The 14,060-nt window shown below is 70.5% G+C and carries 12 protein-coding genes and 1 pseudogene; all 13 read left to right on the top strand.

Annotated elements, in window-relative coordinates; genetic code table 11:
* Positions 1-17: 17 nt before the first annotated feature.
* Positions 18-920: a squalene synthase HpnC gene (gene hpnC / locus ACFWXQ_RS04325; RefSeq protein WP_386267476.1), complete on the top strand. Its 903-nt coding sequence runs from the start codon at positions 18-20 to the stop codon at positions 918-920.
* Between the two features lie 26 nt (positions 921-946).
* Complete coding sequence (hpnD, locus tag ACFWXQ_RS04320; protein WP_384090545.1) at positions 947-1,867, top strand: presqualene diphosphate synthase HpnD; 921 nt, start codon at positions 947-949, stop codon at positions 1,865-1,867.
* A complete protein-coding gene (locus ACFWXQ_RS04315) occupies positions 1,867-2,007 on the top strand; it encodes a DUF6380 family protein (RefSeq protein ID WP_383951466.1) in 141 nt (46 codons plus the stop codon). Before hpnD ends, ACFWXQ_RS04315 begins: the two co-directional genes overlap by 1 nt.
* Complete coding sequence (hpnE, locus tag ACFWXQ_RS04310) at positions 2,004-3,428, top strand: hydroxysqualene dehydroxylase HpnE (protein WP_383951463.1); 1,425 nt, start codon at positions 2,004-2,006, stop codon at positions 3,426-3,428. Before ACFWXQ_RS04315 ends, hpnE begins: the two co-directional genes overlap by 4 nt.
* On the top strand, positions 3,425-4,561 hold the full coding sequence (locus ACFWXQ_RS04305) for a polyprenyl synthetase family protein (protein ID WP_383951460.1): 1,137 nt from the start codon (positions 3,425-3,427) through the stop codon (positions 4,559-4,561). Before hpnE ends, ACFWXQ_RS04305 begins: the two co-directional genes overlap by 4 nt.
* A gap of 112 nt (positions 4,562-4,673) precedes the next feature.
* Positions 4,674-6,692 (top strand): squalene--hopene cyclase, encoded by a 2,019-nt coding sequence (shc, locus tag ACFWXQ_RS04300; RefSeq protein ID WP_383951458.1) that lies wholly within the window; start codon positions 4,674-4,676, stop codon positions 6,690-6,692.
* A complete protein-coding gene (locus ACFWXQ_RS04295) occupies positions 6,692-7,336 on the top strand; it encodes a 1-hydroxy-2-methyl-2-butenyl 4-diphosphate reductase (protein WP_383951455.1) in 645 nt (214 codons plus the stop codon). The genes shc and ACFWXQ_RS04295 overlap by 1 nt, the downstream gene beginning before the upstream one ends.
* Positions 7,337-7,341: 5 nt before the next feature.
* Positions 7,342-8,364, top strand: coding sequence for an adenosyl-hopene transferase HpnH (gene hpnH, locus ACFWXQ_RS04290; protein WP_359843720.1), 1,023 nt, complete (start codon positions 7,342-7,344; stop codon positions 8,362-8,364).
* 4 nt (positions 8,365-8,368) lie between these two features.
* Positions 8,369-9,550 carry a flavodoxin-dependent (E)-4-hydroxy-3-methylbut-2-enyl-diphosphate synthase gene (ispG, locus tag ACFWXQ_RS04285; protein ID WP_383951451.1) on the top strand — a complete coding sequence of 394 codons (1,182 nt, stop codon included), beginning with the start codon at positions 8,369-8,371 and terminating at the stop codon, positions 9,548-9,550.
* Between the two features lie 29 nt (positions 9,551-9,579).
* Positions 9,580-11,457: pseudogene (dxs, locus tag ACFWXQ_RS04280) on the top strand (1-deoxy-D-xylulose-5-phosphate synthase); the annotation flags it as partial.
* A gap of 299 nt (positions 11,458-11,756) precedes the next feature.
* Positions 11,757-13,154, top strand: coding sequence for an aspartate aminotransferase family protein (locus ACFWXQ_RS04275; RefSeq protein WP_383386781.1), 1,398 nt, complete (start codon positions 11,757-11,759; stop codon positions 13,152-13,154).
* A 102-nt stretch (positions 13,155-13,256) separates the two neighbouring features.
* Positions 13,257-13,889 (top strand): helix-turn-helix domain-containing protein, encoded by a 633-nt coding sequence (locus ACFWXQ_RS04270; protein ID WP_383951448.1) that lies wholly within the window; start codon positions 13,257-13,259, stop codon positions 13,887-13,889.
* Positions 13,886-14,011, top strand: coding sequence for a DUF6126 family protein (locus ACFWXQ_RS04265; protein ID WP_055616152.1), 126 nt, complete (start codon positions 13,886-13,888; stop codon positions 14,009-14,011). Before ACFWXQ_RS04270 ends, ACFWXQ_RS04265 begins: the two co-directional genes overlap by 4 nt.
* Positions 14,012-14,060 lie beyond the last annotated feature (49 nt).

The following is a 14,060-nucleotide window of genomic DNA, read 5'->3' as shown; positions in this document are numbered from 1 at the left end:
GGCCCGGGCAGTGAGCGGTGACGCCAGCCGGGACGGCGCGCGCCGGTGACCCGGAGCGCAGCACCCTGGACAAGGCCACGGACGAGAACTTCCCCGTGGCACCGTTCTTCCTGCCCAGGGCCTGGCGCGCCGACCTGATGGCCGTGTACGGCTTCGCCCGCCTGGTGGATGACATCGGTGACGGCGACCTGGCCCCCGGCGGTGCCGACGCCCGCCTCCTGGGCGTTTCCCCCGAGGAGGCCGAGGACCGGCTGCTCCTCCTCGACGCCTTCGAGGCCGACCTCCACAGGGTCTTCGACGCGACGCCGCGCCACCCGCTCCTGCGCCGCCTCCAGCCGACGGTCCGCCGCACCGGGCTCACCCCCGAGCCCTTCCTCGGCCTGATCGCGGCGAACCGCCAGGACCAGCTCGTCAAGCGGTACGAGACCTACGACGACCTCGTGGCCTACTGCGAACTGTCCGCGAACCCCGTCGGCCGTCTGGTCCTCTCGGTGACCGGCACCTCGACCCCCGAGCGGGTCCGCCGCTCCGACGCCGTCTGCACGGCACTGCAGATCGTCGAGCACCTCCAGGACGTGGCCGAGGACCTGGGCCGCGACCGTATCTATCTGCCCGCCGAGGACATGAAGCGCTTTCATGTCCAGGAGGCGGATCTGGCCCCGGCCACGGCAGGCGCATCGGTGCGCGCACTGGTTGCATACGAAGCAGAACGCGCCCGGAACCTCCTGAATGAAGGCACCCCCCTCGTGGGTAGCGTCCACGGCAGGCTGAGGCTGCTGCTCGCGGGCTTCGTTGCAGGAGGAAGGGCGGCAATCCGTGCGATTGCCGCCGCCGAATACGACGTACTTTCCGGCCCGCCCAAGCCCGGCAAGATCCAGTTGCTGCGCGAGGTGGGAGTGACTCTGCGAGGAGAGGGGTGATCCGGACCGTGGAGGCTCCGCCGCACATGTCCGCACCGGTACTCGCCGCATACAGCTACTGCGAGGCGATCACCGGGCAGCAGGCCCGCAATTTCGCGTACGGCATCAGACTGCTGCCGACGCCCAAGCGCCGCGCCATGTCGGCGCTGTACGCGTTCTCGCGCCGCGTCGACGACATCGGGGACGGCACGCTCGCCCCCGACGTCAAGGCCGCGCGGCTCGAAGACACCCGGGCGCTGCTCGCCCGGGTCCGCGACCGCTCCGTGGACGAGGACGACACCGACCCGGTCGCGGTCGCCCTCAGCCACACGGCGGACCACTTCCCGGTCCCGCTCGACGGCCTCGACGAGCTGATCGACGGCGTCCTCATGGACGTCCGCGGGGAGACCTACGAGACCTGGGACGACCTCAGGGTCTACTGCCGCTGCGTGGCAGGGGCCATCGGCCGGCTCTCGCTCGGCGTGTTCGGTACGGAACCGGGGGCGCGCGGCGCCGAGCGGGCGCCCGAGTACGCCGACACGCTCGGGCTCGCGCTGCAACTCACCAACATCCTCAGGGACGTTCGCGAGGACGCCGAGGACGGGCGTACCTATCTGCCCGCGGACGACCTGGCGAAATTCGGCTGCTCGGCCGGCTTCGACGGAGCGTATCCACCGGCCGGCTCCGACTTCGCGGGCCTCGTCCACTTCGAAGTGCGACGGGCCCGCGCGCTTTTCGCGGAGGGTTACCGGCTGCTGCCCATGCTGGACCGCCGCAGCGGCGCCTGTGTCGCCGCCATGGCCGGCATCTACCGCCGCCTCCTCGACCGCATCGAGCGCGAGCCGGAGGCCGTCCTGCGCGGCCGCGTCTCACTGCCCGGCCGCGAGAAGGCGTACGTCGCCGTGCGGGGCCTTTCCGGCCTCGACGCCCGGCATGTCTCGCGCCGAACCATCAGGAGGCGCGCTTGATGGACACTTTGGCCCAAGATGACGCAAGTCCAGGGAAACGGCGCGCAACCCTCCGGTCGGGGACGGCGTCCCTGACTTCAACGGCCGACCGTGCACTGTTCGATCAGCACGGCCCGGCCTCGGGGGAAGGTGCACGATGAACGACACGACGCAGGACGAGGGGCACGACGCGGATCAGCGGAGCCGCCCGGCGACGGCCGTGGTGGTCGGCGGGGGGCTCGCCGGAATCACCACCGCGCTCGCGCTCGCCGACTCCGGAGTGCGTGTGACGCTGGTGGAGGGCAGGCCGCGCCTCGGCGGGCTGGCCTTCTCCTTCCAGCGCGGCGCCCTCACCGTGGACAACGGCCAGCATGTGTATCTGCGCTGCTGCACCGCGTACCGCTGGTTCCTCGACCGCGTCGACGGAGCCGAGCTGGCTCCCCTGCAGGATCGTCTCGACGTGCCCGTTCTCGACGCCGAGGCGAAACCCGGACGCAGACTCGGCAGAATCGGCCGCACGGCGCTGCCCGTACCACTGCATCTGGCGAAAAGCCTCGCGACCTATCCCCATCTGTCGCTCGCCGAGCGCGCCAAAGTGGGACGTGCCGCGCTGGCCCTGAAGGGCCTCGACCTCGCGGATCCGGTGCTCGACGCGCAGAACTTCGGCACCTGGCTGGCCGCGCACGGTCAGTCGGAGCGTGCCATCGAGGCACTGTGGGACCTGGTGGGGGTCGCCACCCTCAACGCGGTGGCCGACGATGCTTCGCTCGGGCTCGCCGCGATGGTGTTCAAGACCGGTCTGCTGTCCGATCCGGGCGCGGCCGACATCGGCTGGGCACGCGTCCCGCTGGGTGAACTGCACGACCGGCTGGCCCGCAAGGCGCTCGACTCCGCGGGCGTCCGTACCGAACTCCGGACACGGGTCACCTCCATCTCCCAACACGGGAACGGCCGTTGGAGCGTTCAGGTTCCCGGCGAGACGCTCGACGCCGACGCGGTCGTACTCGCCGTACCGCAGCGCGGGGCCCACGATCTGCTGCCCGAAGGCGCCCTCGACGCCCCTGAACAGCTCCTCCGCATCGGTACGGCGCCGATCCTCAATATCCACGTCGTCTACGACCGCAAGGTGCTCAGCCGGCCGTTCTTCGCCGCGCTCGGCTCGCCGGTGCAGTGGGTCTTCGACCGGACCGAGGCCTCCGGGCTCTCGGACGGCCAGTACCTCGCGCTGTCGCAGTCGGCCGCGCAGGACGAGATCGACGCACCCGTCTCGGCACTGCGCGAGCGGTATCTGCCGGAGCTGGAGCGGCTGCTGCCCGGAACCCGCGAGGCCGAGGTCCGGGACTTCTTCGTGACCAGGGAGCGTACGGCGACGTTCGCTCCGACCCCCGGCGTCGGGCGGCTGCGGCCCGGCGCCCGCACCAAGGCACCCGGCCTCTACCTGGCCGGCGCGTGGACCGCCACAGGGTGGCCCGCGACCATGGAGAGTGCGGTCCGCAGTGGCGTGAGTGCGGCGGACGCCGCGCTGAGCGCCCTGGGCCGGCCCCGCGACCACCTCTTCGAGCTCTTCGAGGAGGCGGCGTGACGCTCGAACTGAGCGCGGCGGGCCCCCGCACCCCCCGTATCACCACAAGAGGAGAGACTGTGCCCACTGTGCCCCCGGCATCGACGGCCGCCCGAGGGACCTCGGTGGACGTGACCGCGCTCCTGGAGCGCGGCCGGACCCTGGCCACTCCGGTACTGAGGGCGGCCATCAATCGCCTCGCCCCTCCCATGGACACCGTCGCCGCCTACCACTTCGGCTGGATCGACGCCGAAGGCAACCCCGCGGAGGGGGACGGCGGCAAGGCCGTACGTCCCGCCCTCGCCGTCATGTCCGCCGAAGCCGCGGGCGCGGCCCCCGAGGTGGGCGTGCCGGGCGCGGTCGCCGTTGAACTGGTGCACAACTTCTCGCTCCTGCACGACGACCTGATGGACGGCGACGAGCAGCGCCGCCACCGTGACACCGTCTGGAAGGTGCACGGCCCCGCCCAGGCCATCCTCGTCGGCGACGCCCTGTTCGCGCTGGCCAACGAGCTGCTCCTGGAGCTCGGCACGGTCGAGGCGGGCCGTGCCACGCGCCGACTGACCACCGCCACCCGCGCCCTGATCGACGGCCAGGCGCAGGACATCTCCTACGAGCACCGCGACCGGGTCAGCGTCGAGGAGTGCCTGGAGATGGAGGGCAACAAGACGGGCGCCCTGCTCGCCTGCGCCTGCTCCATCGGCGCGGTACTCGGCGGCGCCGACGACGTCACCGCCGACACGCTGGAGAAGTACGGCTACCACCTCGGCCTCGCCTTCCAGGCCGTCGACGACCTGCTCGGCATCTGGGGCGACCCGGTGGCCACCGGCAAGCAGACCTGGAGCGACCTGCGCCAGCGCAAGAAGTCCCTGCCGGTCGTGGCCGCGCTCGCGGCGGGCGGCCCGGCCTCCGACCGCCTCGGGGAACTGCTCGCCGAGGACGCCAAGAGCAGCGACTTCGAGAACTTCTCCGAGGAGGAGTTCGCCGTACGTGCCGCGCTCATCGAGGAGGCGGGCGGCCGCGAGTGGACCGCCCAGGAGGCGCGCCGCCAGCACACCATCGCCATCGAGGCGCTCGACACGATCCTCATGCCGGACCACGTACGGGCCCAGTTCGTGGAGCTCGCCGACTTCGTCGTCGTACGAAAGAGATGATCACTATCGGTCGAATAAGCCTCGCGTAGTCGCCGGCCGGTGCCGCGGGAGAACGAGCACCGGCCGACGGCGGACCCACAGCAGAGACATGCCACTGCACGAAGGGGAAGCCATGACAGCGACGACCGACGGAAGCACCGGGGCCCTGCCGCCCCGAGCAGCCGCGGCCAGCGAAACCACAGAAGTCACGACTCCCGAGGCGGCCGGGACAGTCGACCCCCGAGACGCCGCCGAGCGCGCGATACTGCGCGCCACCGACTTCCTGCTCTCCACGCAGGACGCCCAGGGCTGGTGGAAGGGCGACCTCGAGACCAACGTCACGATGGACGCCGAAGACCTGCTGCTGCGCCAGTTCCTGGGCATCCGCGACGAGGCGACCACCCGCGCGGCCGGCCTCTTCATCCGCGGCGAGCAGCGCGAGGACGGCACCTGGGCCGGCTTCTACGGCGGACCGGGCGAACTCTCCACCACCATCGAGGCGTACGTCGCGCTGCGGCTGGCCGGTGACGCGCCGGACGAGCCGCACATGGCGAGGGCGTCCGCGTGGATCCGTGAGCGGGGCGGCATCGCCTCGGCCCGGGTCTTCACCCGGATCTGGCTCGCCCTGTTCGGCTGGTGGAAGTGGGACGACCTGCCCGAACTCCCGCCGGAGCTCATCTACTTCCCCAAATGGGTGCCGCTCAACATCTACGACTTCGGCTGCTGGGCGCGCCAGACGATCGTGCCGCTCACCGTCGTCTCGGCGAAGCGTCCGGTGCGGCCCGCGCCGTTCCCGCTCGACGAGCTGCACACCGACGCGAACAACCCGAACCCGGTCAAGCCCCTTGCTCCCGTGGGGAGTTGGGACGGGGTCTTCCAGCGGCTCGACAAGGCCCTGCACACCTACCGCAAGGTCGCGCCGCGCAGACTCCGCAGAGCCGCGATGAACACCGCCGCCCGCTGGATCATCGAGCGGCAGGAGAACGACGGCTGCTGGGGAGGCATCCAGCCCCCCGCCGTGTACTCGATCATCGCGCTTCACCTGCTGGGCTACGACCTCGAACACCCCGTGGTGCGCGAGGGGTTGGCATCCCTCGACCGGTTCACCGTCTGGCGCGAGGACGGGGCCCGGATGATCGAGGCCTGCCAGTCGCCGGTGTGGGACACCTGCCTCGCGACCATCGCGCTCGCCGACGCGGGCGTGCCCGCCGACCATCCGCAGCTGGTGAAGGCCGCGGACTGGATGCTCGGAGAGGAGATCGTCCGCCCGGGGGACTGGGCGGTCAAGCGGCCCCATCTGCCGCCGGGCGGCTGGGCGTTCGAGTTCCACAACGACAACTACCCCGACATCGACGACACCGCCGAGGTCGTCCTCGCGCTGCGCCGCGTCAAGCACCACGACCCGGAGCGCGTCGACAAGGCCATCGGACGCGGGGTGCGCTGGAACCTCGGCATGCAGTCGAGGAACGGCGCTTGGGGCGCCTTCGACGTCGACAACACGAGTCCCTTCCCCAACCGGCTGCCGTTCTGCGACTTCGGGGAGGTCATCGACCCGCCGTCCGCCGACGTCACCGCACACGTCGTGGAGATGCTCGCCGTCGAGGGACTGTCCCACGACCCGCGCACCCGCCGCGGCATCGAGTGGCTGCTCGCCGAACAGGAGGCGAACGGCTCCTGGTTCGGCCGCTGGGGCGTCAACTACGTATACGGAACGGGGTCGGTGGTGCCCGCGCTGGTCGCCGCCGGACTGCCCGGGTCGCATCCCGCGATCCGCCGGGCCGTGGCGTGGCTGGAGACCGTGCAGAACGACGACGGCGGCTGGGGCGAGGACCTGCGCTCCTACCACGACGTCGCCGAGTGGAGCGGGCGCGGCGCCTCGACCGCCTCCCAGACCGGGTGGGCGCTGCTGGCGCTGCTCGCGGCCGGGGAGCGCGACTCCAAGGCCGCCGAGCGCGGTGTCGCGTGGCTCGCGGAGACCCAGCTGGCGGACGGCTCCTGGGACGAGCCGTACTTCACCGGTACGGGGTTCCCGTGGGACTTCTCGATCAACTACCACCTCTACCGGCAGGTCTTCCCGCTCACCGCGCTCGGCCGGTACGTCAACGGCGAACCGTTCGCCGACCGGCAGGGCTCCTTCGGCAGGGCGAGCTGATGAGCACGACACCGGCCGCCGCCCCGCTGCTGATCGCCTGCGCGCTCGGCATCGAGCAGCTGGCCCTGCGCACCGGCGGCGACCGGGGCAGCGCCGACGGCCCGGTCACCGTGCTGCGTACGGGCATGGGTCCTGAGGCCGCCGAGCGGGCGGTCACCCGGGCCCTGGCCGGCCCCGCGCTGAGCGGGGCGGCCGTCCTGGCCACGGGCTTCTGTGCCGGGCTCGCCCCCGGTATGCACCCGGGGGACCTGGTCGTCGCCGACGAGACCCGGGACCCGCGCGGCACCACGCCCTGCGTGGGCACCGATCTGCTCGTCAAGGAACTGGCACGCGCCCTGCCCGGGCGCACCGTCCACACGGGGCCGCTCACCGGCTCCGATCACGTGGTGCGCGGTCAGGAACGGTCGGAACTGCTCACGACCGGCGCAATCGCGGTCGACATGGAGTCGGCGGCCACACTCCACAGCGCCGTCCGCGCGGGCATGCGCCCGGTTGCGGCCGTCCGGGTGGTCGTGGACGCTCCAGAACATGAACTCGTCCGGATCGGCACGGTGCGCGGTGGAATATCAGCCTTCCGCGTTCTTCGTGCCGTTCTTCCAGCTTTCTTCGAATGGCACCGTTCTTTGCTGCTCCCCAGGAGGTGAGCCAGATGGCCATGCCGCTCCGCCAGACCATCAAGGTCGCGACGTATCTCTTTGAACAGAAACTGCGCAAGCGGGACAAGTTTCCGCTGATCGTCGAGCTTGAACCGCTCTACGCCTGCAATCTGGCATGCGAGGGCTGCGGCAAGATCCAGCACCCGGCCGGAGTGCTCAAGCAGCGCATGCCGGTGGCCCAGGCCGTCGGGGCGGTGCTGGAGTCCGGGGCGCCGATGGTGTCCATCGCCGGCGGCGAACCCCTGATGCACCCGAAGATCGACGAGATCGTGCGGCAGCTGGTGGCCAGGAAGAAGTACGTCTTCCTGTGCACCAACGCCATGCTGATGCGCAAGAAGATGGACAAGTTCACGCCCTCGCCGTACTTCGCGTTCGCCGTGCACATCGACGGCCTGCGTGAGCGGCACGACGAGTCCGTCGCCAAGGAGGGAGTGTTCGACGAGGCCGTGGAGGCCATCAAGGAGGCCAAGAAGCGCGGCTTCCGGGTCACCACCAACTCGACCTTCTTCAACACCGACACCCCGCAGACGATCATCGAGGTCCTCAACTTCCTCAATGACGACCTGAAGGTGGACGAGATGATGATCTCGCCCGCCTACGCCTACGAGAAGGCGCCCGACCAGGAGCACTTCCTGGGCGTGGAGCAGACCCGCGAACTGTTCAAGAAGGCCTTCGCGGGCGGCAACCGGCGGCGCTGGCGGCTCAACCACTCCCCGCTCTTCCTGGACTTCCTGGAGGGCAAGGTCGACTTTCCGTGCACGGCGTGGGCGATCCCCAACTACTCGCTCTTCGGCTGGCAGAAGCCCTGCTACCTGATGAGCGACGGGTACGTCACCACGTACCGCGAACTCATCGAGGACACCGACTGGGACTCGTACGGCCGCGGCAAGGACCCGCGCTGCGCCAACTGCATGGCGCACTGCGGCTACGAGCCGACGGCGGTCCTGGCCACCATGGGCTCCCTCAAGGAGTCCCTGCGGGCCGCCCGCGACACCGTCTCCGGAAACCGCGGGTGACGTCATGACCGCCATCTCCTTGGGCCTCCCCGAGGTGCCGGTCCGGCCGATCGCGGAGCGCCGCGTGTCGCGGCAGATCCAGGTCGGACCGGTGGCGGTCGGGGGCGGGGCACCCGTGTCCGTCCAGTCGATGACGACGACGCGTACGTCGGACATCGGCGCCACCCTGCAGCAGATCGCCGAACTCACCGCGTCCGGCTGCCAGATCGTCCGTGTCGCCTGTCCCACACAGGACGACGCGGACGCCCTGGCGACCATCGCGCGCAAGTCGCAGATCCCGGTGATCGCGGACATCCACTTCCAGCCGAAGTACGTGTTCGCCGCGATCGAGGCGGGCTGTGCGGCGGTCCGGGTGAACCCGGGGAACATCAAGCAGTTCGACGACAAGGTGAAGGAGATCGCGCGCGCCGCGAAGGACCACGGCACCCCGATCCGGATCGGGGTCAACGCCGGTTCGCTGGACCGGCGGCTGCTCCAGAAGTACGGCAAGGCCACTCCCGAGGCGCTCGTCGAGTCGGCGCTCTGGGAGGCGTCGCTCTTCGAGGAGCACGGGTTCCGGGACATCAAGATCTCGGTCAAGCACAACGACCCGGTCGTGATGGTCAACGCCTACCGGCAGCTGGCGGCCCAGTGCGACTACCCGCTGCACCTCGGCGTGACCGAGGCGGGTCCCGCCTTCCAGGGGACCATCAAGTCCGCGGTGGCCTTCGGGGCGCTGCTCGCCGAGGGCATCGGGGACACCATCCGGGTCTCCCTGAGCGCGCCGCCCGCCGAGGAGTGCAAGGTCGGCATCCAGATCCTCGAGTCGCTGAATCTCAGGCAGCGGCGGCTGGAGATCGTGTCCTGTCCCTCCTGCGGACGGGCCCAGGTCGACGTCTACAAGCTGGCCGACGAGGTCACGGCCGGCCTGGAGGGCATGGAAGTGCCGCTGCGCGTCGCGGTCATGGGCTGCGTCGTCAACGGACCGGGAGAGGCCAGGGAGGCGGACCTGGGGGTCGCCTCCGGCAACGGCAAGGGCCAGATCTTCGTCAAGGGCGAAGTCATCAAGACCGTGCCCGAGTCGAAGATCGTGGAGACCCTCATCGACGAGGCGATGAAGATCGCCGAGCAGATGGAGGCGGACGGCGTCGCGTCAGGCGAGCCGGAGGTCACGGTGCCGGGGCAACCCGCCGTCACCGCGAGTTAGCTGCAGCACGGACCGAGAGGGGGCCGAGCGTGACGATTCTGGAGAGCATCCGGGGACCACGCGACCTGAAGGCGCTGTCCGAGGCCGAGATAGGTCGACTGGGCGACGAGATCCGGGAGTTCCTGGTGCACGCGGTCGCCAGGACCGGCGGTCATCTGGGACCCAACCTGGGGGTGGTGGAACTCTCCATCGCGCTCCACCGGGTCTTCGAGTCGCCGGTCGACCGCATTCTGTGGGACACCGGCCATCAGAGCTACGTACACAAGCTGCTGACAGGGCGTCAGGACTTCTCGAAGCTGCGCGGCAAGGGCGGCCTGTCCGGCTACCCCTCGCGCGAGGAGTCCGAGCACGACATCATCGAGAACAGCCACGCGTCCACCGCGCTCGGCTGGGCCGACGGGCTCGCCAAGGCCCGCCAGGTGCAGGGGGAGAAGGGCCACGTCGTCGCGGTCATCGGCGACGGCGCCCTCACCGGCGGTATGGCGTGGGAGGCGCTGAACAACATCGCGGCCGCCAAGGACCGGCCGCTGATCATCGTCGTCAACGACAACGAACGCTCGTACTCGCCGACCATCGGCGGCCTCGCGAACCATCTGGCGACCCTGCGGACCACCGACAGCTACGAGAAGGTCCTGGCCTGGGGCAAGGACGTACTGCTGCGCACGCCCGTCATCGGCGGCACCCTCTACGAGTCGCTGCACGGCGCGAAGAAGGGGTTCAAGGACGCGTTCGCGCCGCAGGGCATGTTCGAGGACCTGGGGCTGAAGTACGTCGGGCCGATCGACGGGCACGACGTGGGCGCGGTGGAGTCGGCGCTGCGGCGCGCGAAACGCTTCCACGGGCCCGTGCTCATCCACTGTCTGACCGAGAAGGGGCGCGGCTACGAGCCCGCGATCGCCCACGAGGAGGACCACTTCCACACGGTCGGTGTGATGGACCCGCTCACCTGCGAGCCCCTCGCGCCGTCCAACGGCCCTTCCTGGACCTCGGTGTTCGGCGACGAGATCGTCCGGATCGGTGAGGCGCGCCAGGACGTCGTGGCGATCACGGCGGCCATGCTGCACCCGGTGGGACTCGCGAAGTTCGCGGAGAGGTTCCCCGACCGGGTGTGGGACGTCGGCATCGCCGAGCAGCACGCGGCGGTGTCCGCGGCCGGGCTCGCGACGGGCGGACTGCATCCGGTCGTCGCGGTGTACGCGACCTTCCTGAACCGTGCCTTCGACCAGCTGCTGATGGATGTCGCACTGCATCGCTGCGGAGTGACCTTCGTGCTGGACCGCGCCGGGGTCACGGGTGCTGACGGAGCGTCACACAACGGCATGTGGGACATGTCCATCCTCCAGGTCGTGCCGGGGCTCAGGATCGCCGCGCCGCGCGACGCCGACCAACTGTGCGCCCAGCTGCGCGAGGCGGTCGCGGTGGACGACGCCCCGACCCTGATCCGGTTCCCCAAGGAGTCGGTGGGACCGGTCGTTCCGGCGGTCGACCGGGTGGGCGGCGTGGACGTCCTGCACCGCGGCGAGCGGCCCGAAGTGCTCCTCGTGGCCGTCGGGGTGATGGCGCCGGTGTGCCTCCAGGCGGCCGAGCTGCTGGCGGCGCGGGGCCTCAACTGCACGGTCGTGGACCCGCGTTGGGTCAAGCCCGTCGATCCCGTGCTGCCCGGCCTCGCCGCCGAGCACCGCCTGGTCGCCGTCGTCGAGGACAACAGCCGGGCGGCCGGCGTGGGCGCGGCGGTCGCGCTCGCCCTCGGGGACGCCGAAGTCGACGTTCCCGTACGGCGGTTCGGGATCCCCGAGCAGTTCCTCGCGCACGCCAAGCGCGGCGAAGTGCTCGCCGACATCGGTCTCACGCCGGTCGAGATCGCGGGGCGGATCAGTGCGAGCCTGGCCGTCCGGGAGGCAGCCGGGGGCGCCACCCCGGACGCCGGTGCGGACATCGGCCGGGACGCCCGTCCGAGTGTCACGGAGGCCGGCTTCGCGGACGCGGCGCACGCCCCCGACGGGCAGGCCGCCGCGAAGCGTGCCCGGAACGTGCCCGCCGCGCGGCAGCGCGCCGGCAAGCAGGGAGTCGACGGGGCGCGCGAGGCCAACGGGAAGCGGGGGTCCGCAGGACAGCAGGGGGGCGCCGAGACACGGGCGGACGCCGAGAAACAGGGGGTCGCCGGGAAGCCGGCCGCGAAGACGCACGCGTCCAAGGAGAAACAGGAATGACCACCAGCAAGCCCCAGGAGTTCGACCTCGCAGGCCTCCTCGCCGAGCGCGGAGCCGAGCGCTACGAGCTGCACGCGAAGCATTTGAACCACCAGCTGCCGCGCATGCTGCACACCATCGGCTTCGACAAGGTCTACGAGCGCGCCGAGGGCGCGTACTTCTGGGACGCGGACGGCAACGAGTACCTGGACATGCTGGCCGGGTTCGGGGTGATGGGCCTGGGCCGCCATCACCCCGTCGTCCGCAAGGCGCTGCACGACGTCCTCGACGCCCAGCTCGCCGACCTCACCCGCTTCGACTGCCAGCCGCTGCCCGGGCTGCTGGCGGAGAAGCTGCTCACGCACAGTCCGCATCTGGACCGGGTGTTCTTCGGCAACAGCGGTACGGAGGCCGTCGAGACCGCGCTGAAGTTCGCCCGGTACGCGACCGGAAAGCCGCGCGTTCTGTACTGCACGCACGCCTTCCACGGTCTGACCACCGGGTCCCTGTCCGTGAACGGCGAGGACGGCTTCCGGGACGGCTTCGCCCCGCTGCTGCCCGACACGGCCGTCCCGCTCGGCGATCTCGACGCGCTGGCAAGGGAGTTGAAGAAGGGCGACGTCGCCGCGCTGATCGTCGAGCCGATCCAGGGCAAGGGCGTGCATGAATCGCCGCCCGGATATCTGCGCGGCGCACAGGAGTTGCTGCGCAAGCACAAGGCACTGCTCATCGCCGACGAGGTGCAGACGGGCCTCGGGCGGACCGGGGACTTCTACGCCTACCAGCACGAGGAGGGTGTGGAGCCGGATCTGGTCTGTGTGGCCAAGGCGCTGTCCGGCGGCTATGTCCCGGTCGGGGCGACGCTCGGCAAGGACTGGATCTTCAAGAAGGTCTACTCGACCATGGACCGCGTCCTCGTGCACTCCGCGAGCTTCGGGGCCAACGCGCAGGCCATGGCGGCCGGACTCGCCGTCCTTTCGGTCATGGAGAACGAGCAGATCGTCGCCAACGCCCGGGCCACGGGGGAGCAGTTGAAGTCCCGGCTCGCGGCGCTCGTCGACAAGTACGAGCTGCTGAGCGATGTGCGCGGCCGTGGGCTGATGATCGGCATCGAGTTCGGGCGGCCCAAGTCGCTGAAGCTGCGCAGCCGTTGGACGATGCTGCAGGCCGCGCGGAAGGGGCTGTTCGCCCAGATGGTGGTCGTGCCGCTGCTGCAACGGCACCGGATCCTCACCCAGGTCTCCGGCGACCATCTGGAGGTGATCAAGCTGATCCCGCCACTGGTCGTCGGGGAGCGGGACGTGGACCGGTTCGTGGAGGCCTTCACCGCGGTGATGGACGACGCGCACAGCGGGGGCGGGCTGATGTGGGACTTCGGGAAGACGCTGGTGAAACAGGCGGTCGCCAACCGTTAGGTTCCTCTGCCGCGGACCGGTCTTGTCGCCCCGGAACCGGTCGCTTTTGCCTCTGAGGTAAGAAATTTGCCTCAGAGGTAAGTCTCCGGCTCAATGGAGGACATGAACCCTGTCGAGGGTACGAGCCCTTCCGAGCCGGGGGCGGCCGACGAGCTGCCCGCGGTCGCGCCCCAGCTGCGTGCACTGCGGCGCCGTGCCTCCCTCACCCTGGAGTCCGCGGCCCGCACCGCAGGGCTCTCGCCCGCGCATCTGTCCCGTCTGGAGACCGGACAGCGCCAGCCCTCGCTGCCGATGCTGCTCGCACTGGCCCGCATCTACGGTACGACCGTCTCCGAGCTGCTCGGCGAGACGGTCGCCGAGCGGGACGCCGTCGTGCGCGCCGCCGACATGGAGCCCACCCAGGCCGCCGGCTGGACGTACTGGCAGGCCGGTGCGGCCGGCCGTGGCATGCAGTCCCTGCGGGTGCACGTCCCGTACGGGGCGCAGGGAGACATCGTGCGGGTCCACCCCGGCGAGGAGTGGCTGTACGTCCTGGAGGGGCGGCTGCGGCTGCGCCTCGGGGACACCGCACACGTCCTCGCGCCCGGCGACAGCGCGCACTTCGACTCGCTGACCCCGCACCGGATCGCCGCCGCGGACCGGGACGGGGCCGAGCTCCTCTTCGTACACACCCTGCTGCAGAGCCCCACGGCCACCCTGTGCCTCGGGCCGACGACCCCCGGAGAGACGTCATGAAGGACATGGAGGAGAAGTTCCCGCGCGCTCTGTGGGTGCGGCTCATCATCTACGTGGCGGTCGGACACATCTTCGCCGCCTTCATCTACCTGCTGTTCTCGCTCGGAGCGCAGGGGCAGTAGCAGCAGCCGTCTCTGAGGAGCGGGAGACGGGGGCGGTCCGCGGTGCCGG

Source organism: Streptomyces sp. NPDC058697, assembly GCF_042715345.1.
In the GTDB taxonomy this organism is placed as follows: Bacteria; Actinomycetota; Actinomycetes; order Streptomycetales; family Streptomycetaceae; genus Streptomyces; species Streptomyces liliifuscus.
Note: the sequence above shows the minus strand (reverse complement) of the source record. Positions and strands in the feature narration are given on the sequence as shown.

Excerpts from the sequence above, each read along its gene's own strand:
- hpnD (WP_384090545.1), top strand. The coding sequence starts at position 947 with ATGTCCGCACCGGTACTCGCCGCATACAGCTACTGCGAGGCGATCACC.
- ACFWXQ_RS04315 (WP_383951466.1), top strand. The coding sequence starts at position 1,867 with ATGGACACTTTGGCCCAAGATGACGCAAGTCCAGGGAAACGGCGCGCA.
- hpnE (WP_383951463.1), top strand. The coding sequence starts at position 2,004 with ATGAACGACACGACGCAGGACGAGGGGCACGACGCGGATCAGCGGAGC.
- shc (WP_383951458.1), top strand. The coding sequence starts at position 4,674 with ATGACAGCGACGACCGACGGAAGCACCGGGGCCCTGCCGCCCCGAGCA.
- ACFWXQ_RS04295 (WP_383951455.1), top strand. The coding sequence starts at position 6,692 with ATGAGCACGACACCGGCCGCCGCCCCGCTGCTGATCGCCTGCGCGCTC.
- hpnH (WP_359843720.1), top strand. The coding sequence starts at position 7,342 with ATGGCCATGCCGCTCCGCCAGACCATCAAGGTCGCGACGTATCTCTTT.
- ispG (WP_383951451.1), top strand. The coding sequence starts at position 8,369 with ATGACCGCCATCTCCTTGGGCCTCCCCGAGGTGCCGGTCCGGCCGATC.
- ACFWXQ_RS04275 (WP_383386781.1), top strand. The coding sequence starts at position 11,757 with ATGACCACCAGCAAGCCCCAGGAGTTCGACCTCGCAGGCCTCCTCGCC.
- ACFWXQ_RS04270 (WP_383951448.1), top strand. The coding sequence starts at position 13,257 with ATGAACCCTGTCGAGGGTACGAGCCCTTCCGAGCCGGGGGCGGCCGAC.
- ACFWXQ_RS04265 (WP_055616152.1), top strand. The coding sequence starts at position 13,886 with ATGAAGGACATGGAGGAGAAGTTCCCGCGCGCTCTGTGGGTGCGGCTC.